This is a genomic window from Stenotrophomonas sp. WED208, assembly GCF_040984485.1.
Taxonomy (GTDB): domain Bacteria; phylum Pseudomonadota; class Gammaproteobacteria; order Xanthomonadales; family Xanthomonadaceae; genus Stenotrophomonas; species Stenotrophomonas riyadhensis.
This window is the reverse complement of sequence record NZ_JAZARB010000001.1, coordinates 1,204,839-1,231,132: the sequence shown is the minus strand read 5'-3', so window position 1 is coordinate 1,231,132 and position 26,294 is coordinate 1,204,839. Positions and strand designations below refer to the sequence as shown.

The window sequence follows — 26,294 nt, the reverse complement described above, 5'->3', positions numbered from 1 at the left end:
GCAGAGGAAGACGCGCCGCGGACGGCTTCGCCGTTATTCCTTCATCGCGTAGATGGCCGGCACGCAGCGCAGGGTTTCGTTGACGTCCATGCCGAAGCCGAACACGTAACGGTCCGGCAGTTCGATGCCGGCGTAGTCGGCCGTCACGTCCGGCAGCGCGCGGTCATGCTTCTTCACCGTCATCGCGGCGATGCGCACGTCGGTCGCGCCTTGTTCCAGGCACCAGGTGCGCACGCCCTGCAGGGTGTATCCCTCGTCGAGGATATCGTCGACCAGCAGCACGCGGCGGCCGAACAGCGAGGTGGCCGGCTTGTGCTTCCAGACCAGGTCGCCGCCGGTGGTTTCACCGCGGTAGCGGGTGGCGTGCAGGTAATCGAACTGCACGTCCTGGCCGCGCGCGCCCAGCTCCAGCGCCAGCTGGCCGGCGAACGGCAGTGCACCGTGCATGATGGACAGGAACAGCGGCACCTCGCCCTTGTAATCGCGCGCGATGGCGTCGGCGATACCAGCGATGGCCTTGTCGATGGTGGGGCGGTCGACCAGCAGGTCAGCCTGGGCCAGGGCCTGGGAAATGGTGAGGTTGGGCATCAGACGGTTCTTCCAAGGGTTTCAAGCAAATGGGATTGGGTGTCGCCATGGCGGGCATCGGCCAGCAGGCCATCCCAGCCGAGTGCGCCGCGGCCAAGCAGGCCCAGCAGCGCAGCAGTATTGAGGGAGCGCCCCTGCACCGCGTGCAGGGCTTCATCGACCAGTTCCGGGTGGCAGACCAGCACCACGTCGCAGCCGGCATCCAGATGCGCGTGCACGCGCGCCGGCACACCGCCCGCACTGTGCGAGGCGGCCATGCCGATGTCATCGGAGAACACCACGCCGCGGAACCCGAGCTCGCCGCGCAGGATGTCCTGGATCCAGCGCGGTGAATAGCCGGCCGGTTCCGGTGCCACCTGCGGATAGATCACGTGCGCCATCATCACCGCGTCGGCACCGGCGGCGATGCCGGCCTGGAACGGGACCAGGTCCTGCGCGCGCAGCTCGTCCAGCGCACGCGGGTCGATCGCGGTATCCACGTGGGTATCTTCCAGCACGGTGCCATGGCCGGGGAAATGCTTGAGCGTGGCGGCCATGCCGACCGCATGCATGCCGCGCACGTAGGCGGCGGTGAACGCGGCCACCACCTGCGGGTCTTCACTGAAGGCGCGGTTGCCGATGGCGCGGTTGCCACGGCCAAGGTCGACCACCGGCGCGAAGCTCAGGTCCAGGCCACTGGCGCGCACTTCGCTGGCCATCAGCCAGGCGTGCTGCTCGGCCAGCGTCAGCGCCTGCTGTGGGTCGGTGGCGTACATCGCCCCGATGTCCTGCAGCGGCGGCAGCTCGCTGTAGCCCTCGCGGAAACGCTGCACGCGACCGCCTTCCTGGTCCACGCAGATCAGCTGCGGGCGCGGCGCGGCGGCGCGGATCGCCGCGCTCAGATCGGTTACCTGCTGGCGCGAAGCGAAGTTGCGCTTGAACAGCACCACCCCGGCCACGGCATCGTGCTGCAGCCAGTCACGTTCCTGGGCAGTCAGTTCAGTGCCGGCAACGCCGATCAGCAGCATGGTCGATCTCCACAACGCGCGCCCGCATGGCGCAGTGCCGCATTGTCGCAGAACCGGCCGACAGGCGCAGTGGTCAGAAAATGGGGACGGAGGGGATTAAGACGTATCCAGCCCACGGGGCCGATTGCGGCTTAATCCCCTCCGTCCCCTTTTCGGGTGCGATCAGACCTTGCAGCCGTCCGGGCCGCAGGCCTCGTCTCCGTCAGCCGAAGCTGCCGGGGCACCCTGTTCGGCCGCGATCTGGCGCAGGGCGTTGGCGAAGGCCTCGGGGGGCTGCGCCCCGGAAATGGCCCACTTCCCATCGATGACGAAGGTCGGCACCGAAGAAACGCCCAATGCGTGGGCCTGCGCCAGCTTCGCTTCAACCTCGGCCAGGCCGCGGTCGGAGGCCAGCATCTGGGTGATTTCGCCTGCGTCGAGCCCCCCCGTCACGCCCGCCTTGATCAGCACCGCGCTGTCCGCCAGGTTCTGACCAAGCTCGAAGTGGGCGCGGAACAGCGCCTCCCCGACCGCGTCCTGCACGCCGTGCTGGCCGGCCAGCCACAGCACCCGGTGCGCCGGCAGCGTGGTCACCCGCACCTGGCCCCGGCTGAAGTCCATCGGCAGGCCTTCCGCACGCGCCGTGGTCTGGGTCTGGCCGAGGATCTGTTCGGTGCGCTCGACGCCACCGAACTTGCGCACATAAGCCTCGCGCAGCGGCACCGGGGTGTCGTCCGCGTCCGGGTCCAGCTGGAACGGCTGCCAGTGGATATCGAGTTCAGGCGCATTGGCGCCCAGCAACTGCACACCCTGCTGGAAACGATGCTTGCCGATCCAGCACCAGGGGCAGACCACGTCGGAGTAGATGTCGATTCTCATCCACACGACATGGGGCCCCTCCCCCAGGATAAAAGGGGACGGAGGGGATTAAGTCGTTTTCAGCACAGGCGGGGTAAAGACGACTTAATCCCCTCCGTCCCCTTTTTGGAATTTCACCACTGTGAATAGGGGTGACTGGCCAAGGCGACGTTGTAGTAGCGGGCGTCGTCGGTGACTTCCGCGCCGGCCCAGTCTGGCAGGTCGATCGCCTGGTCGGCGCTGTCCAGTTCGACTTCGGCCACGATCAGGCCGGCGTTGTCGCCGAGGAACTCGTCCACTTCCCAGGTCAGGCCGGCGTGCTCGACCAGATGGCGGCGCTTGTCGATCAGGCCACCCACGCACAGCGCCAGCAGCGCGCGCGCGTCCTCCACCGGAATCGGGTAATCGAATTCCTGCCGGGTGTGGCCGATGGTGCGCGACTTCAGGTTCAGCGCCGCATGGTCGCCGTCGATACGCACGCGCACCGAGGCGTTCTGGGTGCCGCGATCCAGCGCGCCCATGTCGTTGATGTAGCCCTGCGCCATCGGGATCACCCGGTGCGCAGCGGATCGCCAGCCATCGTTGATGACCAGGAATTTGCGTTCGATTTCAATGCCCATGGCGCGATTATGCGCCATGGGTGACGACAGACGCTCAGCGCTTCTCGAACACCGCGATGCTTTCCACGTGCGCGGTGTGCGGGAACATGTCCATCGCACCGGTGCTGACCAGGGTGAAGCCCTGCTCATTGACCAGATAGCCGGCATCGCGCGCCAGCGAGCCCGGGTGGCAGCTGACATAGACGATGCGCTTGAACTGCTTCAGCGGCAGCTGCTGCAGCACCTCGATCGCGCCCGAGCGCGGCGGGTCCAGCAGCAGCTTGTCGAAGCCCTGGCGCATCCACGCGGTGCTGCGCTGGTCCTGGGTCAGGTCGGCACTGAAGAACTGGGCATTGACCAGACCATTGCGCTCGGCATTCTCACGGGCACGCGCGACAAGGCCGGCATCACCTTCCACGCCGACCACTTCGCGCACACGGCGGGCCAGCGGCAGGGTGAAATTGCCCAGGCCGCAGAACAGATCCAGCACACGCTCGTCCTCACCCGGCTCAAGCAGGTCCAGGGCGTGGGCAATCATCTTCTCGTTGAGCTTGGCGTTGACCTGGATGAAGTCCAGCGGGCGGAACGCCAGCTCGACGTCCCACGGCGCCAGCCGGAACGACAGCGGCACGCCCTGCCCGTCCAGCGGCTGCACGGTGTCCACGCCACCGGACTGCAGGTAGATCACGAAGCCATGCTGTTGGCCGAAATCGGCCCAGGCCGCACGGTCGGCATCACTCAGCGGCTGCAGATGGCGCACGGTCAGGACCACGGCCTGGTCACCGGCAATGAATTCGATCTGCGGAATGTCACGCTTGCCATCGAGCGACTCGATGAAGGTGGACAGCGCCTCGACCTTGGTGCCGATCTCGGGGATCACGGTCAGGCACTGGCTGAGGTCGGCGACGAAGCGCGGATCCTGTTCACGGAAGCCGACCAGGGTCTTGTCCTTCTTCTCGACCCGGCGCACCGAGAAGCGGCCCTTGCGGCGGTAACCCCAGCTCTCGCCGACCAGCGGCGCCAGCACGGTGCCCGGCTTCACGTGGCCGATCCGCTCCAGGTTGTCCATCAGCACGCGCTGCTTGGCGACAATCTGCTGGTCTTCGTCCAGGTGCTGCAGCACGCAGCCAGCGCAGGTACCGAAGTGCGGACACTTCGGAGTCACGCGCTGCGGCGAGGCCTGCAGCACCTCCACCGTGCGTGCCTCGTCGAAATGTCGACTGCGGGCGGTCTGTTCTGCCATGACCACCTCACCCGGCAGGGCGCCGCTGATGAAGGTGACCTTGCCGCCTTCACCTTCACGGCGGGCGACGCCGCGACCATCATGGCTGAGGTCGAGGATCTCGGTCTGGAACGGGGTACGGTCGATGCGGGAGCGGGATCGGGCCACGTGGCAACAGGCTGCGGGCAAAAATGGGGGCGTATTGTCGCAGATCCTGACTGGCAGGATCGGGACCCGCTTGCGCCCGCCGCCGCTGTGCTTGATGATTGGGCCAGCTGACATGGAGGCAGCCCTGATGCAGATGACCCCGCGGGCCAGCCGGCCTCGCTTCCTGCTTGTCGAGGACGACATCATCAGCCGCGGTTTTTTCAAGGCGGCGTTGGAAACGTTACCGGCGGACGTGGATACCGCAGATTCCCTGGCCAGTGCGCTGGCGAGCGCGGAGCCCGGCGCGCATGACCTGTGGCTGATCGACGTCAACCTACCCGACGGCAATGGCGCGCAGCTGCTGCGCCAACTGCGCCGTTCACACCCCGATACTCCCGCGTTGGCGCATACCGCCGACGGCGACACCTCCATTCATGCCCGGCTGCGCGAAGCCGGGTTCAGCGACACCCTGGTCAAACCCCTCGGCCGCGACCAGCTGCTGAAGGCCGTGCGCCGCGCGCTGGTCAACAGCCCGGCGGGGATCGTCATGGCACAGGCGCCAGCGGCGGTCGAGCTGCAGGTGCAGGACTGGGACGAGACTGCGGCATTGGCCGCGCTCAACGGTCAGCGCAATCACCTGATCGCCCTGCGCGAGCTGTTCCTGGCCGAGCTGCCGGGCGTACGCGATGCGGTCGAGCAGGCGGTGGACCAGCACGACGAGCGCCAGCTGCGCAGCCAATTGCACCGGTTGCAGGCAAGCTGCGGCTTCGTGGGCGCGGCACGTTTGGCCCGTGCGGTGCGCCAGTTGCATCATGCGCCGGAGTCCGGGCAGGCCCAGGCGGGGTTCCGCGACGCGGTGGCTGCCCTGCTGCATTGAGGGGTGTTCGGCAGGGCTGCGCCCTGCACCTGCAGAGGCTTTCAAGCCAGAGCAACACCAAAGGCCAGAGCCAGATCGGCTCTGGCTTTCTGCTTGTTGGGCAGGGCGGTGTGGGTGGGCAGGACACGCCGTAAACCCGTCCATGGGGGCTCGATGGCGCCATCCATGGCGCCAACGGTCCTGCCAACCCACATCGCCCCACCCCCGACAGATTCCCGGTGACGGCTGGTAGATCCACGCCATGCGTGGATGAATTTCTGTCAGATATCGAAATTCAAACTGGGGTCGGATCCGTTTTCCTTCGGAAAACGGATCCGACCCCATGTCGTTCCGACAGCTCGCGGAAAACTGTCGAAGGCGGGGTGGGTCCGGTTGCGGGAGTGTCCGCGGCATGGATGCCGCGGCCAAGCCCCCAGGGACGGGTTTACGGCGACTCCCGCAACCGGACCCACCCCGCCCACCCACGGACAGCCAGCTTCTGCCGTTGACGTTGATTCGGCACGTGCAGGGCTGCAAGCCCTGCCGAAGCCCTCCCTACCTGCGGGGCGCGAGCTGCTCGAGCATTTCCCAGGACTTCAGGCCGCGCGGCCCCAGGTGATGGGCCAACACCCGCCGCATCGGCAGGCGCAGGCTGGCCAGGTCGGCGGCATCGGGCTCTTCGTCGGCGGCCAGCGCCAGCAGCGCAGAACCCGTCGCGGCTGCCCGGCGTTCGCCACCACGCTCGCTGAGCAGGCGTTGCGCGCCTTCCTGCGGATCCAGTTCGTAGCGCGCCGCCGGATCGATCGGCTGGCCGTCGCTGGCGCTGTCCAGATCGAAACCCAGGCCCAGCGCGGACAGCAGCTCGCGTTCAAACCGGCGCAGGGTCCAGGCCAGACCCGCCCCCACTCCCAGCCGCGCGCGTGCCTCGCCGTAGGCCAGGTAAAGCTCCGGCAGCGGGTCCTGGCGCGGGGCCAGGCGCAGGGTCAGCTCACTCAGGTAGAAGCCGGCCAGCATCGCCTGGCCGACCAGGCGCGGGGCCGCGTCCAGTGCCTCGGCGCCGCGCAGCTGGGCAAGCTCGCCACGTTGCTGGGCACTGAAGCGGATCCACTGCAGCGGTTGCAGGGCGGCGCGCAGCACCTGGCCCTTGGCAGTGGACACGCCACGCGCGAGCAGGCCGATACGGCCATGCTGCGCGCTCAACACTTCGACCAGCAGGCTGGTCTCGCGATAGGCCCGTGCATGCAGCACGAAGCCGGTGTCGTCCTCGATCAGCATCGAAGCGACCGTTCCGGGTTACTCGTAACCGAAGGCCTTCAGTGCGGCCTCGTCGTCGGACCAGCCTTCACGCACGCGCACCCAGGTCTCGAGGAACACCTTGGCGCCGAACAGACGCTCCATCTGCAGGCGCGACTTGGCCCCGATTTCCTTCAGGCGGGTGCCGCCCTTGCCGATCACGATCGCCTTCTGGCCTTCGCGCTCGACCCAGATCACCGCACCGATGCGCAGCAGGTTGCCGTCCTCGGTGAAGCGCTCGATCTCCACCGTGGTGGCGTACGGCAGTTCCTCGCCGAGCTGGCGCATCAGCTGCTCGCGCACCAGTTCACCGGCCAGGAAACGCTGGCTGCGGTCGGTGATCTCGTCCTCGCCGAACATCGGCGGGGCTTCCGGCAGCAGCTTGAGCACGTCGCGCACCAGCGCTTCCAGGCCGTTGCGCTTCTGCGCCGAGATCGGGTGCACGGCGGCGAAATCGCGGCCTTCGGTCACCTGCTGCAGGAACGGCAGCAACGCGCCCTTTTCCTTCAGGCGATCGATCTTGTTGACCACCAGCACCACCGGGATGCCGGCGTCGCGCAGCACGTTGAAGGCCAGGCTGTCCTCTTCGTCCCAGCGCCCGGCTTCGATCACCAGCAGGCCGGCATCGACGCCTTCCAGCGAGCCGCGCGCGGCGCGGTTCATCACCCGGTTCATCGCCCGCTTCTGCACCTTGTGCAGGCCCGGGGTGTCGACCAGCACCAGCTGGCCTTCCGGGTAGGTAGCGATGCCCAGCAGGCGATGGCGCGTGGTCTGCGGGCGGTTGGAGACGATGCTGACCTTGGCGCCGACCAGGGCATTGGTCAGGGTCGACTTGCCCACGTTCGGGCGGCCGATGACGGCCACGCTGCCGCAATGATGGGGAGTTTGTTCGCTCACTTGGAATCCAGTTGTTCTAGGACGGCCGCAGCCGCCTGTTGTTCGGCAAGCCGCCGCGAGGCGCCTTCGCCCTCGGTGCTGGCGGCCGGGTCGGCTACGATGCAGCGTACCCGGAAGTGTTTGGCATGGTCGTCACCGGATTCTGACACCAGTTCATACTGCGGCAACGCCTTCTGTCGGGCCTGCAGCCATTCCTGCAGGCGGGTCTTGGGGTCCTTCTCGGGCCGGCCGGAGGCCGGCAGTGCCTCGATTGAAGCGCTGAACCAGGGCAGTACCACCGCCCGGCAGGCCTCGAAGCCGGCATCCAGGTAGATCGCGGCCACCACGGCTTCCACCGCGTCGGCCAGGATCGAGTCGCGACGATGACCGCCGGACTTCATTTCGCCCGGGCCCAGGGTCAGCCGCTCGCCCAGTTCCAGGGTGCGCCCGATCACCGCCAGCGCGCCTTCACGCACCAGCTCGGCACGGGCACGGGTCATCGCCCCTTCGTCAGCCTTGGGCCAGCGCCGGTACAACGCCTCGGCCGCCATCATGTTGACGATGCTGTCGCCGAGGAACTCCAGGCGCTCGTTGTGCGGCGCGCCGGCACTGCGATGGGTCAGCGCCTGCTTGAGCAGGGCCGGATCGCGGAAAGGATGACCGATCAGGTCGCCACGTTGGATGAATTTACTGGGCACCGCTTCGTGTCAGGTCCTGGGAAGAATCGAATTTGCCAACCACATCGAGGTTGCCGATCAGCGGGCGACGCACTTCGTAGTTGACCTTGAGGGTCCAGCCATTGTCGCGACGATCGAACTTCACGTTGGCCGGCTTCACGTTTTCCGAGTAGTTGATGTACAGGCGCTTGAAGAACAGATCCTGGATCCGTGAAGGCTCCATGCTGCCAACGCCCGGCTCGTTGGCCAGGCTCTTCATCGCCGAGCGCACGGCGTAGTACTCCTGGTACATCGGGAACAGCTTCATGCCGATGTAGAGGAAGAACCCGACCACGATCAGGACCGTCAGGAACGAGGTCAGGGTCATGCCGCGCTGCGTGTTCATCGTCTTCATTGCGTTCTCCCCAGATACGCGTTGGATGTGAAAGTGCCCAGTTGATGCCCGATCAGTTGATGCTCGAACCGATCCGCGACGGCTCGAAGCCATCCTTGCAGAACCAGCCCTGGCAGTTCAGCCAGATCAGGAACGCCTTGCCGCGCAGGTTCTCTTCCGGCAGCAGGCCCCAGAAACGGCCATCGTCGCTGTTGTCGCGGTTGTCGCCCATCACCAGGTACTTGCCGGCCGGCACGGTCCATTGCCCCTGGCCACGCGGGTAATCGGTCTCCAGCACGGTGTGGGTACGGCCCGGCAGGTGCTCGACCAGCAGGTTGGCGCCCTCGCCCTGGCCCTTGTGGCCGGCGTAGATACCCTTGTTGTCGTACTTCAGCGGCTCACCGTTGAGGATCACGCCGTCGCCTTCGAAGACCACGGTGTCACCCGGCACGCCGATCACGCGCTTGATGAAGTTCTCGCCCTTGGCCGGGTCGTTGTCGCTGTGGCCGGGGAAGTGGAACACCACCACGTCGCCACGCGACGGTTCGCCGAACGGCACGATCTTGGTGTTGCTGATCGGCAGGCGCAGGCCGTAGGAGAACTTGTTGACCAGGATGAAATCGCCGATCAGCAGGTTCGGCATCATCGAGCTGGACGGGATCTTGTACGGCTCGGCGATGAAACTGCGCACGATCAGCACGATCGCCAGCACCGGGAAGAACGCACGCGAGTAATCCACCAGCACCGGCTCGGAATCGAGCAGGCCCGCGCGCTGGGCGCGACGCTTGGCGAGATACAGCTTGTCCGCGAGCAGGATCAGGCCCGAGGCCAGGGTCAGCACGACCAGGAGGATCTCAAACAGTTTCATTCAGGGTCCTTTGCAACGTCACCAGACGACCGGCCCCGCGGGGCCGGTGCGGGCTTACTTGTTGTCCATCTGCAGGACGGCCAGGAACGCTTCCTGCGGAATCTCCACGCGTCCGACCTGCTTCATGCGCTTCTTGCCTTCCTTCTGCTTTTCCAGAAGCTTCTTCTTGCGCGAAACGTCGCCACCATAGCACTTGGCCAGCACGTTCTTGCGCATGGCCTTGACCGTGGTACGGGCGATGATCTGCGAGCCGACGGCGGCCTGGATGGCCACGTCGAACATCTGCCGCGGGATCAGGTCCTTCATCTTCTCGCACAGCTCACGGCCGCGGCGGTCGGCATGGCTGCGGTGCACGATCAGCGACAGCGCATCGACCTTGTCGCCGTTGATCAGCACGTCCACGCGCACGAACGGGCCCGCGTCGAAGCGCACGAAGTGGTAGTCCAGCGAGGCATAGCCGCGGCTGACCGACTTCAGCTTGTCGAAGAAGTCCAGCACCACTTCCGCCATCGGCAGCTCGTAGCTGATCTGCACCTGGCTGCCCAGGTAGTTGATGCCGATCTGGCTGCCGCGCTTCTCTTCGCACAGCTTGATGATGTTGCCGATGTACTCCTCGGGGGTGAGTACGTTGGCACGGATGATCGGCTCGCGGATCTCCTCGACCTGGTTCACCGGCGGCAGCTTGGCCGGGTTGTCCATGTTGATGATCGAGCCATCGGTCTTCAGGACTTCATACACCACCGTCGGCGCGGTGCTGATCAGGTCCAGGTTGTATTCGCGCTCCAGGCGCTCCTGCACGATTTCCATGTGCAGCATGCCGAGGAAGCCGCAGCGGAAGCCGAAGCCCATCGCTTCGGAGCTTTCCGGCTCGAAACGCAGCGCGGCATCGTTCAGGCGCAGCTTGTCCAGCGCTTCGCGCAGGTCCGGGTAGTCCTCGGCGTCAACCGGGAACAGGCCGGCGAACACGCGCGGCTGCATTTCCTGGAAACCCGGCAGCGGCTTCGGCGCCGGGTCGCCGGCCAGGGTCAGGGTGTCGCCGACCGGCGCACCGTGCACGTCCTTGATGCTGGCGGTGACCCAGCCCACTTCGCCAGCCTTCAGCGCCGGCAGCACCTTGCGCTTCGGGGTGAACACACCGACGTTGTCGACCTGGTGGTTGCGGCCGGTGGACATCACCTGCAGCTTGTCGCCGGCCTTGATCTCGCCCTGCATCACGCGTACCAGCGAGACCACGCCCAGGTAGTTGTCGAACCAGGAGTCGATGATCAGCGCCTGCAGCTTCTCGGTGTCGCGCGGCTTCGGCGGCGGGATGCGATGCACGATCGCTTCCAGCACGTCCTGCACGTTCAGCCCGGTCTTGGCGCTGACCGGCACGGCGTCGGAGGCATCGATGCCGATCACGGCCTCGATCTCGGCCTTGGCGCGCTCGATGTCCGCGGTCGGCAGGTCGATCTTGTTGATCACCGGCACCACTTCCAGGCCCTGCTCCACGGCGGTGTAGCAGTTGGCCACCGACTGCGCTTCCACGCCCTGGGCGGCATCGACCACCAGCAGCGCGCCTTCGCAGGCGGCCAGCGAGCGGCTGACTTCATAGGAGAAGTCGACGTGGCCGGGGGTGTCGATGAAGTTCAGGTGGTAGGTCTGCCCGTCCTTGGCCAGGTACGGCAGCGACACCGACTGCGCCTTGATCGTGATGCCACGCTCGCGCTCGATCGGGTTGGAGTCGAGCACCTGCGCTTCCATCTCGCGGGCCTGCAGGCCACCACAGAGCTGGATGATGCGGTCGGCCAGCGTGGACTTGCCGTGGTCGACATGGGCGATGATGGAGAAGTTGCGGATGTTCCGCATCGAATCAGAAGACATAGGTGGCGGCGGCGCGCGGCGTAGTCAGGGTAACGGTCGATTATCGCACGCCCGGCGCCCCGCCGCGAAAATGGCCTCATCGGCCCGGGCCCGGAACGGCCGAAGCCCCGCCAGAGCGGGGCTTCGGGGAACACGGCGGGGCCGACAGGACGGCCCGGGCGGGCCTTACTGGCCGGCCTTCACCGCCACGAACGCGCTGTTGCCGTTGCCGGTACGCACCAGCAGCATCACCACATCGTCCTTCTTGTAGCTGGACAGCGCGCGGTTCAGGCCATCCACGCTGCCGACCGGGGTGCGGCCGACCTGCAGGATCACCATGCCCGGAGACAGTCCGGCATCCCGCGCCGCCTGGCCCTTGACCCCGGTAATGCGCACGCCCTCGTTGCCATCCAGGCCGAACTGCTTGCGCTGCGGTGCGGTCAGGTCGCTGACATCCAGGCCCAGCAGGGCATTGGCGCCGGCCTGCGGTGCCGCATCGGGCTTGGCCGCAGCCGCCGCGCGGGCATTGCCCTGACCGTCTTCGCTCAGTGCGGTCAGCGTGGCGCTGAGGTCACGCGGCTTGCCGTCGCGGATCACGCCCAGAGTGACCCGGCTGCCCGGTGCCATCGCGCCGATCAGCGGCGGCAGGTCGGACCAGCTGTTGACCGGGCTGCCATTGACCGAGCGGACCACGTCGCCGATCTGCACCCCGGCCTTCTCGGCAGCACTGCCGGGCACGATCTGGTTGACCAGCGCACCACGGCTGTCCGGCAGCCCGAGGCCCTGTGCCTTCAGCGAATCGATCGGTTCGACCACCGCGCCGAGCTGGCCACGGGTGACCTTGCCGCTCTTCTTGATCTGTTCAACCGCACTCATCGCCAGGTCGATCGGGATCGCGAAGCTGATGCCCATGTAGCCGCCCGAGGCGGAGAATATCTGCGAGTTGATGCCGACCACTTCGCCACGGGTGTTCAGCAACGGACCGCCGGAGTTGCCCTGGTTGATCGCCACATCGGTCTGGATGAACGGCACGTAGCGCTGGTCTGCACCGCCGGTGCTCCGGCCCAGCGCACTGACGATACCGGCGGTGACCGAATGATCGAGACCGAACGGCGAGCCGATCGCGACGACCCACTGGCCCGGCTTCAGCGTGTTGGAATCACCCACGCGCACGGTCGGCAGGTTCTTGCCTTCGATCTTCAGCAGGGCTACGTCGTACTGCTGGTCGCTGCCGACCACCTTGGCCTTGAACTCGCGGCTGTCGCCCAGCTTGACCTTCACCTCGCTGGCATCGGCCACCACGTGGTAATTGGTCAGCACGTAGCCGTCGGGTGAAATGATGAAGCCCGAGCCCATGCCGCGGCCCTTGATGCTGGGACCACCGTCCTGGCCACCCGGGCCCTGCCCCGGCATCGGGAAGTCCGGGCCGAAGAAGCGGCGGAAGAATTCAGGCATGTCATCGTCGCCCCCCATCGGGCCTCGCGAGGCCTGCCGGTTGTTGCGCACGATGGTGGTGTCGACGTTGACCACGCCCGGGCCGACCTGTTCGACCAGGTGGGTGAAGTCGGGCAATCCACTGACCAGCGGCTGTGCCGGCGCCCGCGGTGCGGCGGCCGGAGAGGCCTCGGTCTGCGCGGCCGGGGCCGGGGCCTGCGCGCAGGCCATCAGCGGCAGGGTCAGGGCCAGCAGGCCAATGGCCTGCGTGCGGAATCGGGGAGTCATCGGACGGCAACCTCCGGATCGGATGGAAAGAGGAATACGGGCCCCGCCGGCGGCGGGGCGTGAAAGCGCCCGGCTCAGTCGCGCGGACGCGGCGGCACCGGCAGGTCGTCCTGCAGGCGCGGCTCGAACGGGTAGAACGCGGCGCCACCGGCGTGGGCCGGGAAGCTGGCATTGAGCGCGCCGGCGGCGGCAGGTGCCAGGCTGGAGCGCGGCCACGGTCGTGCCTGCAGCCCGCCGACCTCACCGAATGGCAGGTTGCGGCCCGTGTTGGCCGGCACGGTCGGGGTCAACGGCGCCTGCGCGGCGGCCACCGCACGCTGCGGAACATCGTCGCGCTGGGCGGCTCGCGCAGCCTGCTGGCTGCGGGTCGCGCTGGCACGGCGGGTGTCCTGGCGGCGGCTGGCAGCGGCCATCGCCACGGCAGGCGCCGCCGCCACGGCCATCGCCGCAGTATCCACCGAGGCTTCGGTCACCGGGGCCGGGTTGCCCGGGGCCGGCGCAAGCTCGGCCTGGCTGGCGATCACCTGCGGTGCCAACGGCTCGCCCGGCGTGGCGTCCTGCAGCTTCTCGCCGCCCATGAACAGGGCCACGGCTGCCACCGAGGCGGCCAGTGCAGCGCCACCGCCCCACGCTCGCCAGCCGGTACGGCGCACCTGGCGACGCGGCTCGGCCCGTGGCGCCGGTTCGGCGGCAATGGCAGCGGCCACGGTCGCGCTGAAGCCGGCCGGCGCCAGCGCCGAGGCCTGCCCGCGCATCACATCGCCCAGCAACTGCCAGCGTTCCTGGCAACCCGCCAGTTCGGGATCATGTTCCATGCGACGCAGCAGGAAGCGGGCCTCATCGGCACCCAGCTCGCCATCAACCAGGGCCGACAGCTGTTCGCGGTGGCGCTGGTCCAGACGCTGCCCGGCGGGCGAGTGGTGATTCTGCGATTCGTTGAACGGATTACTGGTCATACGCGGCTCTTCTCACGGGTGGCGCTGCCGATGTCCAACAGCGGCCGGAGTTCGGTGTCGATCGCCTCGCGCGCCCGGAAGATCCGTGAACGCACGGTGCCGATCGGGCACCCCATTTTCTGCGCGATATCCTCGTAGCTCAGGCCTTCCACCTCGCGCAGGGTGATCGCCAGCCGGAGTTCTTCCGGAAGCGCGTTGACGGCCTTCATCACCGTCTGTTCCAGCTCCTGGCGCATCAACTCTCGTTCGGGCGTATCGGTGTCGCGCAGGCGCGTCCCGCTGTCGAACTGTTCGGCGTCACCGATGTCGATGTCATCGGTCGGCGGCCGTCGATTGTGTGAAGCCAGGTAGTTTTTGGCGGTATTCACGGCGATTCGATGCAACCAGGTTGAGAACTGGGCGTCGCCACGGAAACTCCCGATCGCGCGGTACGCACGGATGAAAGTGTCCTGGGCGACGTCCTGACATTCGCTCCAGTCGGCGATGTAGCGACCGACCAGGGCCACCACGCGATGCTGGTACTTGCGCACCAGGACATCGAACGCGGCGCTCTCGCCGTGCTGCACGCGCCGGACCAGTTCCAGATCCAGCTCCTGAGGTGTATCAACATCGGCCATGAGGGGCCGCACTCCTGTCAGCCCAACCGACGTCGGGCAATGAGACTGCCAATCCCGGGAAAAGTTCAGTCGCCGATCACCCGGCGCCGCACCAGCTTTTAACCACCGTTCCGTTAGCGTCCCGGTCCACGGCCATGGATCCGGGGTCGCCACTCCCCTGCTATTGGGATTTGACGCGGGGGAAACAACCTCTGGATCATAGCCGCTTCTCCATACACAACCGGATGGAACGTCCATGCTCTCAGGCTTCGATGGTCTCCGCTTCAGCCACTGGCACCCCGAGATCCGCGACGACGGCGTGGTGGTTCTCTCCCTGAATCGTCAGGACAGCAGCGTCAACGCCATGTCGCAGGACGTGCTGCTGGAACTGGGCGACCTGCTCGAGCGCATTGCACTGGACCCGCCCAAGGGCGTGGTGATCCAGTCGCTGAAGAAAGCCGGCTTCATCGCTGGTGCGGACCTGAAGGAGTTCCAGGAGTTCGACCGCCGCGGCACCGTCAACGACGCCATCCGTCGCGGCCAGGCCACCTACCAGAAGCTGGCTGAACTGCCCTGCCCGACCGTGGCAGCCATCCACGGCCACTGCCTGGGCGGCGGTACCGAGCTGGCGCTGGCCTGCCGCTACCGCGTGGCCTCCAATGACAGCAGCACCCGCATCGGCCTGCCGGAGACCCAGCTGGGCATCTTCCCGGGCTGGGGTGGCAGCGCGCGCCTGCCGCAGCTGGTCGGCGCACCGGCGGCGATGGACATGATGCTGACCGGCCGCACCCTGTCAGCCTCGGCCGCGCGTGGGATCGGCCTGGTCGACAAGGTGGTGGCACCGGCGGTGGTACTCGACACCGCCGTCGCGCTGGCGCTGTCCGGCACCACCCGCCCGTTCAAGCAGCGCGCGACGGCCTGGGCCACCAACACCTGGCTGGCCCGCACGCTGCTCGCACCGCAGATGGTCAAGCAGGTCGCACGCAAGGCCAAGAAGGACCAGTATCCGGCGCCCTACGCGCTGATCAGCACCTGGCAGCGCAGCGGCGGCAAGCCGATCCAGGCGCGCCTGGATGCCGAACGTCGCGCGGTGGTGAAGCTGGCCAGCACGCCGACCGCGCGTAACCTGATCCGCATCTTCTTCCTGACCGAGCGCCTGAAGGGCCTCGGCGGTGGTGATTCCGGCATCCGCCACGTGCACGTGGTCGGCGCCGGCGTGATGGGCGGTGATATCGCTGCGTGGGCCGCCTACAAGGGCTTCGACGTGACCCTGCAGGACCGCGAGCAGCGCTTCATCGACCCGGCCATGGAGCGCGCGCAGGCCCTGTTCGCCAAGAAGATACGCGACGAGAGCAAGCGCCCCGCCGTGGCCGCACGCCTGCGTGCCGACCTGGAAGGCAACGGCGTGGCCGAGGCCGACCTGGTGATCGAGGCAATCATCGAGAACCCGGAGGCCAAGCGTGCGCTGTACCAGACGCTCGAACCGAAGATGAAGCACGACGCGCTGCTGACCACCAACACCTCGTCGATTCCGCTGGTGGAACTGCGCGACCACATCCAGCGCCCGGCGCAGTTCGCCGGCCTGCACTACTTCAACCCGGTGGCGCAGATGCCGCTGGTGGAAATCATCCACCACGACGGCATGGCGCCTGAGACCGAGCGTCGCCTGGCCGCGTTCTGCAAGGCACTGGGCAAGTTCCCGGTGCCGGTGGCCGGCAGCCCGGGCTTCCTGGTCAACCGCGTGCTGTTCCCGTACATGCTGGAAGCCGCCACCGCGTATGCCGAGGGCATTCCGGGCCCGGTGATCGACAAGGCCGCAGTGAAGTTCGGCATGCCGATGGGCCCGATCGAACTGATCGATACCGTGGGCCTGGATGTGGCCGCCGGCGTCGGCCGCGAACTGGCCCCGTTCCTTGGCCTGCAGATTCCGGCCGCACTGCAGACGGTGGAACCAGACAAGCGTGGCAAGAAGGATGGCCAGGGCATCTACACCTGGGAAAACGGCAAGCCGAAGAAGCCGGACGTGGCCAGCGATTACCAGGCCTCGGCCGATCTGGAGGACCGCCTGATCCTGCCGCTGTTGAACGAGGCAGTGGCCTGCCTGCACGAAGGCGTGGTGGCGGATGCGGACCTGCTGGATGCCGGCGTGATCTTCGGTACTGGTTTTGCACCGTTCCGCGGTGGTCCGATCCAGCACATCCGTGCGGTGGGTGCCGATGCGATCGTCGAGCGGTTGAAGGCGCTGCAGCAGCGCCACGGCGACCGTTTCGCACCGCGCCCGGGCTGGGACAACCCCGCCCTGCGCGAACCGGTGGTGTGAGTTGATCGGCCGGGCCTGCGGCCCGGCACCCGCAGAGGCAACCAAAGCAAAAGCCAGAGCCAGAGCCAGAGCCAGAGCAACAGCCGGCTCTGGCTTTTCTGTTTGTTGGGCGGGGCGGTGTGGGCAGGCAGGACACGCCGTAAACCCATCCATGGGGGCTCGATGGCGCCATCCATGGCGCCAACGGTCCTGCCTGCCCACACCGCCCCACCCCTGACAGTTTCCCGGTGACGGTTGGTGAACTGCGAATCTGGTTGATGGCTACTGCGAACTGGTGGGTGGCGACCTTGGTCGCCACCAGGAGCGAAGCGACCGGCGTTTGATTTTGACTTTGATTTTCTTTTTTCTTCTCCGTGGCTGGATGCACACGGAAACTGTCAGAGGCCGGGCGGTTGGGTGGCGCAGGGGCGTGAGCCGCATGGATGCGGCGACCGAGCTTACATGGACGTACTTGCAGCGGCCCCTGCGCCACCCACCCGCCCGGCCAAGCGCGGCTTCTGCTTCTGCCTTCAGCGACCAACCCCACAGCCACGAGGGGCTGCGCCGTTGGCTGGAACAACCTGTTACCCATACGGGGCATGTCCCCGTCACAGCCGCATGCGATGCTGACCACCTGATCCCTGCCAGCGAGAACGCCCGCATGACCACCATCATCGCCCCGCGCGTGCACGACATCGGCGGACTCGAAGTCCGTCGCGCCGTCCCCACCCTGCAGGCGCGCAGCATCGGCTCGTTCGTGTTCGTCGACCAGATGGGCCCGGCACTCATGCATCCCGGCACCGCCATCGACGTGCGCCCGCATCCGCATATCGGCCTGGCCACCGTCACCTATCTGTGGTCGGGCGCGATCGGCCACCGCGACACGCTGGGGTCGGACCAGGTGATCCGTCCCGGTGACGTCAACTGGATGACCGCCGGCCGCGGCATCGCCCATTCCGAGCGCACGCCGCAACCGGACCGCGACCATGACAACCCGATCCACGGCATGCAGACCTGGGTGGCACTGCCGAAATCGCATGAGGAAATCGAACCGGCGTTCTACCACCATGCCGCGGCCACCCTGCCCGAGCAGCGCCGCAATGGTGCCTGGGTGCGGGTGATCGCCGGCCGCGCCTATGGCGAGGAATCGCCGGTGAAGGTGTTCGCCGACACCCTCAACGTGGCCATCGATCTCGACCCGGATGCGGAAATCGATATCGACAATGGCCACCGCGAGCGCGCGCTGTACATCCTCGAAGGCGACGCGCAGCTGGATGGCGTCGACATCCCCGCCCAGCATCTGGTAATCCCGGAAGCCGGTGCGGTGGGCCGCCTTCGCGCGAAGACGCCGGTGAAGGCCATGCTGTTTGGCGGCGAACCGCTGGATGGCCCGCGTCACCTGTGGTGGAACTTCGTGTCCAGCTCGAAGGAGCGTATCGAGCAGGCCAAGCACGACTGGGAAGCCGGCCGCTTCGGCACCATTCCGGGCGACGACAAGGAGTTCATTCCCCTGCCCCAGTACTGAACATCGCGTGTTGCACACACCGGAAGGTGTATCCCTGCACCCGGCGTTGACGCTATCGTCACTCGCCGGTCACTGAAATGTGACCGACCGCACAGTTCGGACATCTTTCAAAGGAGTGCAACACATGAGCATGGGTAAACGCTTGTCCGCCGAATTCCTCGGCACTTTCTGGCTGGTTCTGGGTGGCTGCGGCAGCGCGGTGCTGGCCGCCAAGTTCGGGGGCGACGGCAATCCGCTGGGTATCGGTTTCCTCGGCGTAGCGCTCGCCTTCGGCCTGACCGTGGTGACCGGCGCCTATGCGTTCGGCCATATCTCCGGCGCGCACTTCAATCCGGCGGTCAGTGTCGGCCTGTGGGCCGGCGGTCGTTTCCCGACCAAGGACCTGATCCCGTACATCATCGCCCAGGTCGCCGGCGGCCTGCTGGCCGGCTTCATCCTGCTGCAGATCGCATCGGGCGCCAGCGGCTTCGCCATTGATGGCAGCCAGGCCGGTGCATTCGCCAGCAACGGCTACGGCGCGTTGTCCCCCGGCGGCTACAGCGTGGCCGCGGCCTTCCTGTGCGAAGTGGTGCTGACCGCCGTGTTCCTGATCGTGATCATGGGCGCCACCCACGGCAAGGCACCGGCCGGGTTCGCCCCGCTGGCGATCGGTCTGTCGCTGACCCTGATCCACCTGATCAGCATCCCGGTCACCAACACCTCGGTGAACCCGGCCCGTTCCACGGCGGTGGCCTTCTTCGCCGGCAGCGGCGCGGTCAGCCAGCTGTGGCTGTTCTGGGTCGCCCCGCTGCTGGGCGGCGCGATCGGCGGCATCATCTACAAGTGGATCGGCAACGACCGCTGAGGCCTGTGCGGACCATTGCGGCCGACCTTCGGCCGCAATGGTTACGCCTGTAACCGCGATTTGTGCGATCGCTCACGTTCCGTTAAGGTTGAGTTGACCGTCCGTGCACATGCCGGCCGGGGTGGCATCCGGGGATGGGATGCCAACGCTGCCCGCCCATCCGGCAGCGCCAAACGACACACCACCTTGGGGGATGCATGAAGTTCGCGCCTGTAGTGTTGTCGAGCCTGCTGTTCGCGGTGGCCCAGGCCGCCGCTGCACAGGCTCCCACCGAATGTCCTTCGCTGCCGGCCAGCAGTGGCCTGCAATGGCAGCAATTGGTGCAGACGGACTTCCTGGTCTGCCGCGCCAGTACCGGAGATGGCCGTGAAGTGTTGAGCCTGATGCTCAGCGCACGTGACCCGTCCATTCCACTGAACCGCTCATTGCGCCAGGAAAAGGGCAGCTTCGGCGGTGAATCACTGTACTGGTACCAGCCCGACCTCGGTGGCCAGCAGCCGCCGGGCTATGCCGAGCGCCGGATCAGCGTGGTCAAGCTCGACAAAGGGCGTTACGCGCAGATTTCACTGTATCCGGACAGCCCGCAGGAACTGGGCTCGCTGCAGCAGCTGGCGCAGGGCATGAGCCTGACGCCGTCGGCCGTGGCCGCCGGGCGCTGACCATGACGGGGATGCCTGCCTGGCAGCATCCCCACAATGTGGCCCGATCACAGGGTAGTGCCGGCCGCTGGCCGGCACCTCGATCCGCCGTGACCGCAGGCAGTTGCCGGCCAGCGACCGGCACCGCCTCAGAACTTGCCTTCCTGGAAATCGACGAAGGCCTGCATCAGTTCCTGCCGCGTGTTCATCACGAACGGGCCATGCCGCATCACCGGCTCGCGCAGCGGACGGCCAGCCACCAGGATCAACCGCGCGCCTTCGTTGCCGGCCGAAAGGTGCAGCTGTTCGCCGCCGCCCAGCACCGCCAGTTCCTGGCGCGCCACGTCACGCGCAGCGTCCTGCTCACCTACGGTCACCGCACCTTCGAACACATAGGCAAACGCGTTGTGCCCTTCCGGCAACGCATAGGTCCACGCCCGATCCGGCGCCAGCGTGATGTCCAGGTAGAGCGGATCGGTGGCCGGCTGCACGATCGGGCCGTGGGTGCCGTCGACCGTGCCGGCGATCACCTTCACTTCCACGCCGGCATCCGGCTGCACCACGGGAATGCGCTCGGGTGCGAACTCCTGGTACTTCGGCTCGGTCATCTTCTCCTTCGCCGGCAGGTTCACCCACAACTGGAAACCGCGCATCTGCCCGCTTTCCTGCTCGGGCATCTCCGAATGCACCAGGCCGCGGCCGGCAGTCATCCACTGCACGCTGCCCGGAGTAAGGAGGCCCTCGTTGCCATGGTTGTCGCGATGCCGCATGCGCCCGTCGAGCATGTAGGTGACGGTCTCGAAGCCACGGTGCGGATGCTCCGGAAAGCCTGCGATGTAGTCTTCGGCACGGTCGGTGCCGAACTCATCCAGCAGCAGGAACGGATCCAGGTCGGGCAGCGTCGGGCCACCGATGACGCGGGTCAGGCGCACGCCGGCACCGTCGGAGGTGGGCATGCCACGGATGGTGCGCAGTACGCGGACCGGTTCGGGAAAGCTCATGGCGACTCCTGTTGGATGGATGCCACTGAAGATGGACGCCACACGACCGTAGGCCAATGGATGGCTCCGCAACCGATTGTTCCATCCCTGATGTTCGCTGCACGTCAGCACGCCCTGCGTACGACCAAAGTACTACCGCAGATTCGTCCTGTGCCAATTGACCCTGTCGTGGGCAAGCAGGACTCTTTGACTGTCTTTCCGGGAGAGAGCACCTCATGAAAGGGTTTTCCAAACTGGGCTGGGCGGTACTCGCGCTGCTCGGCGCATTCTGTCTGGGCACCGTGGCACTACGCCGCGGCGAACACATCAACGCCCTGTGGATCGTCGTCGCGGCGGTGTCGCTGTACCTCGTCGCCTATCGCTTCTACAGCCTGTTCATCGCCAACAAGGTGATGCAGCTCGATCCGACCCGGGCCACCCCGGCGGTGATCAACAACGATGGCCTGGACTACGTGCCGACCAACAAGCACGTGCTGTTCGGCCACCACTTCGCCGCCATTGCCGGCGCCGGTCCGCTGGTCGGCCCGGTGCTGGCCGCACAGATGGGCTACCTGCCCGGCCTGCTGTGGCTGGTGGTGGGCGTGGTACTGGCCGGCGCGGTGCAGGACTTCATGGTCCTGTTCCTGTCCAGCCGCCGCAATGGCCGCTCGCTGGGTGACCTGGTCCGCGAGGAGATGGGCCAGGTGCCCGGCACCATTGCCCTGTTCGGTGCGTTCCTGATCATGATCATCATCCTGGCAGTGCTGGCGATGGTGGTGGTCAAGGCGCTGGCCGAAAGCCCGTGGGGCATGTTCACGGTGATCGCAACGATGCCCATCGCGATCCTGATGGGCGTGTACATGCGCTACATCCGCCCCGGCAAGATCGGCGAGATCTCCGTGGTCGGCCTGATCCTGCTGCTGGCCGCGATCTGGTACGGCGGCAAGGTCGCCGCCGATCCGGTCTGGGGCCCGGCGTTCACCTTCACCGGCACCCAGATCACCTGGATGCTGATCGGCTACGGCTTCGTCGCCTCGGTGCTGCCGGTGTGGCTGCTGCTGGCACCACGCGATTACCTGTCGACCTTCCTCAAGATCGGCACCATCATCGCGCTGGCCATCGGCATCCTGGTGGTGATGCCGGAGCTGAAGATGCCGGCACTGACCCAGTTCGCCGCCAGCGGTGATGGCCCGGTGTGGAAGGGCGGCATGTTCCCGTTCCTGTTCATCACCATCGCCTGTGGCGCGGTCTCCGGTTTCCATGCACTGATTTCCTCCGGCACCACGCCGAAGCTGCTCGCCAATGAAGCGCACATGCGTTACATCGGCTACGGCGGCATGCTGATGGAATCGTTCGTGGCGGTGATGGCGCTGGTGGCGGCCTCGATCATCGATCCGGGCATCTACTTCGCGATGAACAGCCCGGCGGCGGTGATCGGTGCCGATGCCGCGTCGGCGGCGCACTACATCACCAACACCTGGGGCTTCACCATCACGCCCGAACAGCTGACCGCGACTGCGGCGGCGATCGGTGAACCGACCATCCTGCACCGCGCCGGTGGCGCGCCCACGTTGGCGGTGGGCATCGCACAGATCCTGCACGAGGCGATTCCCAGTGGCAGCGACGCGATGATGGCGTTCTGGTACCACTTCGCGATCCTGTTCGAAGCGCTGTTCATCCTCACCGCGGTGGACGCCGGCACCCGCGCCGGTCGCTTCATGCTGCAGGACCTGCTGGGCAACTTCGTGCCGGCCCTGAAGAAGACCGAATCGTGGACCGCCAACATCATCGGTACCGCCGGCTGCGTGGCGCTGTGGGGCTACCTGCTGTACACCGGCGTGGTGGATCCGTTCGGCGGCATCCAGACGCTGTGGCCGCTGTTCGGCATCTCCAACCAGATGCTGGCCGGTATCGCGCTGATGCTGGGCACGGTGGTGCTGTTCAAGATGAAGCGTGACCGCTATGCGTGGGTCACCGCGGTTCCGGCCATATGGCTGCTGATCTGCACCACCTATGCCGGCTTCATCAAGATCTTCGACAGCAACCCGGCGCAGGGCTTCCTGGCACAGGCACACAAGTTCCAGGCCGCGCTTGCCAGCGACACGATCACCGCACCGGCCAAGTCGGTGGCGCAGATGAAGCAGATCGTAGTCAACGCCTACGTCAACACCGGCCTGACCGCACTGTTCCTGCTGGTGGTGGGTGCAGTGCTGGTGTATTCGATCAAGACCATCCTGGCGGCCCGCCGCAACCCGCAGCGTTCCGACCGCGAGACTCCGTACGTGGCGCTGAAGCCGCATGAAATGGTGGATCTGTGATGAGTACGCAACTGGTTCCCGCCGGCCAGTACCAGGCGCACCGCCGCATCTGGCGACGCCTGGTGCAGACCGCACGGCTGTGCTGTGGCATTCCTGATTACGACAACTACGTCCGGCACATGCTGGAGAAGCACCCGGACCAGGAGCCGATGGACTACAAGACGTTCTTCCGCGAACGCCAGGAAGCGCGCTACGGCGGACGTAACGGGGGACGCTGCTGTTGAGGGTTGGGTGCCGGGCTTGCAGCCCGGCGCCCGCAGTGGCCGGAGCAACTGCAACTACAACTGCCGGAGCGTCGGCTCTGGGTTTCTGTTTGGCTGGCGGGCCGATGTGGATTGCCGGTGACGGCGAGACACAACCGGGGTCAGATCCGTTTTCCTTCGGAAAACGGATCTGACCCCATGTTGATTGTCGACCTCTGACAGATTTCATCCACGCATGGCGCGGATCTACTGGACGCCCGCCATCCCGCGGAATGCCGCTCTTGATTTGACCGTTGCCGTTGCATCGAGCGGGTGCAGGGCTGCAAGCCCGGCTGGACTACTCCACCAGCGTGATCGGCGTCAGCGTGACCCTGGCGTTGTTCGCCGCGCCCATGCGATCGGTGTACGCCTGACCACGCTGCACCAGGTAGAAGCTGTCCAGATAATCGATGTCGTTGGAGAACCACGATGTCGGCATCGCCTTCAGGATCGCACCGGCAATATCGGCGATCACCGCATACTCCGGTGCGAACGCGCCCAGTGCCGCCTTCACACCATTGCTCAGCGCCACCAGCAGGTCCTGGTAGTTGGTGTCACCGTCATCCTCGAACAACTGCACGTTGGCGGCGTTGAAGCGGTAGTTCCCCCACAGGATCAGTGCCTGCTGCGGTGTGTAATCGGTCTTGTCGTAGTCCAGGTACGGCATGTCGACCGTCGCCATTTCCGGCTCGGCCTTGCCGATCTGCAGCCCGGACACCACCGCGAACACCTCCGCCGCGCCAAGTGCCCATGGCTCCTGATCGTCAGCCAGGCGGATGCGGTCGAGCCGGGTGATGTCCAGCGCGGCCCGCGTGCCATCGGCCGACAGCTGGATGCGCTCCGGCGATTGCAGGCCGCGTGCACGCAGGCCGGCGTTGACCAGCGCCATGCCCTCCTGCACCGAACGGCGGGTATCGACATCAACGATCAGCACCGGGAATGCCGGAGCCCGCTTTGCATCCAGCACATGCGCACGGCCCTGCGCGTCGTAGGCGGTCAACGTGGTCCAGTCGCGATCATTGCCGCGCGGCAGGCTGGCCACCCACAACTGGCGTGGAGCGATGTCCGCCAATGATTGGCCCTCAGGCACATAGGCGCGCAGCTGCAGCAGCCCTTCACCCTGCTCCGGCAGGCCCTTGGCCTGGCGCAGCTGCTGGTCGTTGCGGGCCAGGGAGACACTGGCCCGGGTGCGGACACCCGGGTCGAAACGCTCCATCACTGCATCCAGCGCCACACCCTGCTCTGGTGAGGCCACCAGCGTGCCGCGCACGACGTCCGCAAAGCCGGGTTGCGCGATCAATGCCGCCACCTCACGCGCACTGGCCTCGGTCACCGCCTGCACCTGTGCGCCACGCGCAATAGCCGCGCCTTGCGCAGCCGCTCCCGCACTGGCCAGCAACAGTGCCAGCAGCGTGGCTCCCCGAATCATCCGTCGATGCGTCATTCCAGCCCCCGGCAACGTCGCTGCAGTCGAGCGACAGGAGCTGCCTACGCTACGACGCGGGCACCATACGTTCCGGTATGCGCCGCACAGTTCTGGGTGCGGCAGGCAAAAAAGAGCCGAGCATGAGCTCGGCTCCATGTGGGACCCTGGTGCCGGAGAGGGTTCCCCACCCGGGACTCAGCCGTTGGCCATCCACTTCAGGATCAAGCCGGTGACGTAGGCCAGGCCGGTGCCGGTGGCATAGCCCACCGTGCCCAGCAGCACACCCACCGGGGCCAGCGTCGGATGGAACGCCGCCGCCACCACCGGGGCCGAGGCGGCCGCACCGATGTTGCCCTGCGAACCGATCGCAAAGAAGAACAGCGGCGCGCGCAGCAGCTTGGCCACCACCCACAGCACCAGCACGTGCGTGGCCATCCAGATCGCGCCGAGCAGGAACAGCCACGGCCGATCCAGCAGCGACAGCAGGTTCATCTGCATGCCGATGCAGGCGATCAGGAAGTACAGGAACACCGTGCCCAAGCGCGACGCACCAGCCGCTTCCAGCCGGCGTGCGCGGGTGAAGCTCAGGCCCAGGCCCATCGCGGTGGACAGCAGGATGACCCAGACGAACTGGCTGTCCAGGCTGAACTGGCTGGCCCAGCTGACATTGGCCTTGAACCAGCCCGACAGCGGCGCCGCGATGGCGTGGGCCAGACCGACACCGCCCAGTGCCACGCCGACGATCACCATCAGGTCGGTCATGCTGGGAATGCGCGCGTTCTGTGCCTCATAGGCACTGATGCGTGCCTTCATCTCGTCGATGGCACGGGTATCGGCACCGTTGCGGGTATCGATCTGCTGCGCGCGGTTGGCCAGGAACAGCAGGATCGCCATCCACAGGCTGGCGCAGGCCACGTCGACCACCGCGAACTGGCCGAAGGTGGTGGCATCGGTGCCGAACACTTCGCGCATGGCGACCATGTTGGCACCGCCGCCGATCCAGCTGCCGGCCAGCGCGGCCATGCCAGCCCAGGTATCACCGGCCACGGTTTCCGGATGGATCAGCTTCATCAGCTGGAACGAGACGATGGCGCCGAGCATGATGCCGGCGGTACCGGCGCAGAACACGATCAGCAGCTTCGGGCCGAGCTTGGCGATGCCTTTCAGGTCGATCGACAGGGTCAGCAGGACCAGCGCGGCCGGCAGCAGCACGTCGCGCGCGACCGGGTTGTACAGCGAGGTGTTGTGGCCATCGATGACACCGGCGGTGTTGTAGATGGCGGGGATGAAGTAGCACAGCAGCAGTGCCGGCACCCAGGCGAAGATTTTCTTCAGCAACGGGGTCGGACCACTGGCGGCCCAGAAGATCAGGGCCAGGGTGGCGGCAATCAGGCCCAGTCCAACGATGTCGTTGCTGATCAGGGCAGTAGCGGGTTCGGTCGGCATGGGATCCTCTGTCGATCGAAAGAGCGGAGAAAAAAAAGCGCCGCATAAAGCGGCGCAGGTCGAGATTAACACTGTCTTCACGCCGGGTCATGCCGCAGCGCGGAGCAGGACTGGGAG

At 66.5% G+C, this 26,294-nt stretch carries 24 protein-coding genes; 7 read left to right on the top strand and 17 right to left on the bottom strand.

Annotation, left to right across the window (positions count from 1 at the left end; translation table 11 throughout):
• Positions 1-33 precede the first annotated feature (33 nt).
• The 5 genes from VPH47_RS05370 to rlmD all read right to left on the bottom strand — a co-directional run bounded on the left by VPH47_RS05370 (position 34) and on the right by rlmD (position 4,421).
• Positions 34-588, bottom strand: a complete 555-nt coding sequence (locus tag VPH47_RS05370) for a hypoxanthine-guanine phosphoribosyltransferase (RefSeq protein WP_005410592.1) — start codon at positions 586-588, stop codon at positions 34-36.
• Positions 588-1,595 carry a beta-N-acetylhexosaminidase gene (gene nagZ / locus VPH47_RS05365; RefSeq protein ID WP_110713120.1) on the bottom strand — a complete coding sequence of 336 codons (1,008 nt, stop codon included), beginning with the start codon at positions 1,593-1,595 and terminating at the stop codon, positions 588-590. The genes VPH47_RS05370 and nagZ overlap by 1 nt, the downstream gene beginning before the upstream one ends.
• 162 nt (positions 1,596-1,757) lie before the next feature.
• Positions 1,758-2,453, bottom strand: coding sequence for a DsbA family oxidoreductase (locus VPH47_RS05360; RefSeq protein WP_153855769.1), 696 nt, complete (start codon positions 2,451-2,453; stop codon positions 1,758-1,760).
• 113 nt (positions 2,454-2,566) lie between these two features.
• Positions 2,567-3,052, bottom strand: a complete 486-nt coding sequence (locus VPH47_RS05355; RefSeq protein WP_368850277.1) for a CYTH domain-containing protein — start codon at positions 3,050-3,052, stop codon at positions 2,567-2,569.
• A gap of 34 nt (positions 3,053-3,086) precedes the next feature.
• On the bottom strand, positions 3,087-4,421 hold the full coding sequence (gene rlmD / locus VPH47_RS05350) for a 23S rRNA (uracil(1939)-C(5))-methyltransferase RlmD (RefSeq protein ID WP_368850276.1): 1,335 nt from the start codon (positions 4,419-4,421) through the stop codon (positions 3,087-3,089).
• Positions 4,422-4,548: 127 nt separating this feature from the next.
• On the opposite strand from rlmD, the gene VPH47_RS05345 reads away from it, so the two are divergent.
• The gene (locus VPH47_RS05345; RefSeq protein ID WP_110714364.1) at positions 4,549-5,277 is read left to right on the top strand and encodes a response regulator; all 729 of its coding nucleotides are present in this window, start codon (positions 4,549-4,551) and stop codon (positions 5,275-5,277) included.
• A 534-nt stretch (positions 5,278-5,811) separates the two neighbouring features.
• On the opposite strand, the gene recO is transcribed toward VPH47_RS05345, so the two are convergent.
• The 9 genes from recO to rpoE all read right to left on the bottom strand — a co-directional run bounded on the left by recO (position 5,812) and on the right by rpoE (position 14,480).
• Positions 5,812-6,531 carry a DNA repair protein RecO gene (gene recO, locus VPH47_RS05340; protein ID WP_110713126.1) on the bottom strand — a complete coding sequence of 240 codons (720 nt, stop codon included), beginning with the start codon at positions 6,529-6,531 and terminating at the stop codon, positions 5,812-5,814.
• Positions 6,532-6,549: 18 nt separating this feature from the next.
• A complete protein-coding gene (gene era / locus VPH47_RS05335) occupies positions 6,550-7,446 on the bottom strand; it encodes a GTPase Era (RefSeq protein WP_093999747.1) in 897 nt (298 codons plus the stop codon).
• On the bottom strand, positions 7,443-8,123 hold the full coding sequence (gene rnc, locus VPH47_RS05330) for a ribonuclease III (protein ID WP_088026761.1): 681 nt from the start codon (positions 8,121-8,123) through the stop codon (positions 7,443-7,445). Before rnc ends, era begins: the two co-directional genes overlap by 4 nt.
• Positions 8,113-8,496 (bottom strand): DUF4845 domain-containing protein, encoded by a 384-nt coding sequence (locus tag VPH47_RS05325; protein WP_110713127.1) that lies wholly within the window; start codon positions 8,494-8,496, stop codon positions 8,113-8,115. The genes rnc and VPH47_RS05325 overlap by 11 nt, the downstream gene beginning before the upstream one ends.
• 52 nt (positions 8,497-8,548) lie before the next feature.
• Positions 8,549-9,343 (bottom strand): signal peptidase I, encoded by a 795-nt coding sequence (gene lepB / locus VPH47_RS05320; protein WP_014038087.1) that lies wholly within the window; start codon positions 9,341-9,343, stop codon positions 8,549-8,551.
• 54 nt (positions 9,344-9,397) lie between these two features.
• Positions 9,398-11,191, bottom strand: coding sequence for a translation elongation factor 4 (gene lepA, locus VPH47_RS05315; RefSeq protein WP_049463329.1), 1,794 nt, complete (start codon positions 11,189-11,191; stop codon positions 9,398-9,400).
• A 180-nt stretch (positions 11,192-11,371) separates the two neighbouring features.
• Positions 11,372-12,907 carry a DegQ family serine endoprotease gene (locus VPH47_RS05310; RefSeq protein ID WP_197612697.1) on the bottom strand — a complete coding sequence of 512 codons (1,536 nt, stop codon included), beginning with the start codon at positions 12,905-12,907 and terminating at the stop codon, positions 11,372-11,374.
• A gap of 74 nt (positions 12,908-12,981) precedes the next feature.
• Complete coding sequence (locus VPH47_RS05305) at positions 12,982-13,863, bottom strand: sigma-E factor negative regulatory protein (RefSeq protein WP_110713130.1); 882 nt, start codon at positions 13,861-13,863, stop codon at positions 12,982-12,984.
• Positions 13,860-14,480: an RNA polymerase sigma factor RpoE gene (rpoE, locus tag VPH47_RS05300; RefSeq protein ID WP_010482816.1), complete on the bottom strand. Its 621-nt coding sequence runs from the start codon at positions 14,478-14,480 to the stop codon at positions 13,860-13,862. Before rpoE ends, VPH47_RS05305 begins: the two co-directional genes overlap by 4 nt.
• Before the next feature lie 235 nt (positions 14,481-14,715).
• Here rpoE and VPH47_RS05295 point away from each other — a divergent pair, with 235 nt between their 5' ends.
• The 4 genes from VPH47_RS05295 to VPH47_RS05280 all read left to right on the top strand — a co-directional run bounded on the left by VPH47_RS05295 (position 14,716) and on the right by VPH47_RS05280 (position 19,786).
• Positions 14,716-16,779, top strand: coding sequence for a 3-hydroxyacyl-CoA dehydrogenase NAD-binding domain-containing protein (locus VPH47_RS05295; protein WP_368850275.1), 2,064 nt, complete (start codon positions 14,716-14,718; stop codon positions 16,777-16,779).
• 640 nt (positions 16,780-17,419) lie between these two features.
• Positions 17,420-18,283: a pirin family protein gene (locus tag VPH47_RS05290; protein WP_153855765.1), complete on the top strand. Its 864-nt coding sequence runs from the start codon at positions 17,420-17,422 to the stop codon at positions 18,281-18,283.
• Positions 18,284-18,407: 124 nt separating this feature from the next.
• Positions 18,408-19,127: an aquaporin Z gene (gene aqpZ, locus VPH47_RS05285; RefSeq protein WP_032129854.1), complete on the top strand. Its 720-nt coding sequence runs from the start codon at positions 18,408-18,410 to the stop codon at positions 19,125-19,127.
• Between the two features lie 197 nt (positions 19,128-19,324).
• Entirely contained in the window at positions 19,325-19,786 is a 462-nt protein-coding gene (locus VPH47_RS05280; protein ID WP_110713135.1) for a hypothetical protein, read from the top strand.
• A gap of 128 nt (positions 19,787-19,914) precedes the next feature.
• On the opposite strand, the gene VPH47_RS05275 is transcribed toward VPH47_RS05280, so the two are convergent.
• Positions 19,915-20,766 carry a pirin family protein gene (locus tag VPH47_RS05275; protein ID WP_110713136.1) on the bottom strand — a complete coding sequence of 284 codons (852 nt, stop codon included), beginning with the start codon at positions 20,764-20,766 and terminating at the stop codon, positions 19,915-19,917.
• Between the two features lie 215 nt (positions 20,767-20,981).
• Here VPH47_RS05275 and VPH47_RS05270 point away from each other — a divergent pair, with 215 nt between their 5' ends.
• Both VPH47_RS05270 and VPH47_RS05265 read left to right on the top strand, forming a co-directional pair.
• A complete protein-coding gene (locus VPH47_RS05270) occupies positions 20,982-23,063 on the top strand; it encodes a carbon starvation CstA family protein (protein WP_180848151.1) in 2,082 nt (693 codons plus the stop codon).
• Positions 23,063-23,287 (top strand): YbdD/YjiX family protein, encoded by a 225-nt coding sequence (locus VPH47_RS05265; protein WP_005410613.1) that lies wholly within the window; start codon positions 23,063-23,065, stop codon positions 23,285-23,287. Before VPH47_RS05270 ends, VPH47_RS05265 begins: the two co-directional genes overlap by 1 nt.
• A 316-nt stretch (positions 23,288-23,603) precedes the next feature.
• On the opposite strand, the gene VPH47_RS05260 is transcribed toward VPH47_RS05265, so the two are convergent.
• Positions 23,604-24,734 (bottom strand): DUF3103 family protein, encoded by a 1,131-nt coding sequence (locus VPH47_RS05260; RefSeq protein ID WP_368850274.1) that lies wholly within the window; start codon positions 24,732-24,734, stop codon positions 23,604-23,606.
• Positions 24,735-24,926: 192 nt separating this feature from the next.
• Positions 24,927-26,177 (bottom strand): DUF819 domain-containing protein, encoded by a 1,251-nt coding sequence (locus tag VPH47_RS05255; protein ID WP_106551172.1) that lies wholly within the window; start codon positions 26,175-26,177, stop codon positions 24,927-24,929.
• Positions 26,178-26,294: the final 117 nt, after the last annotated feature.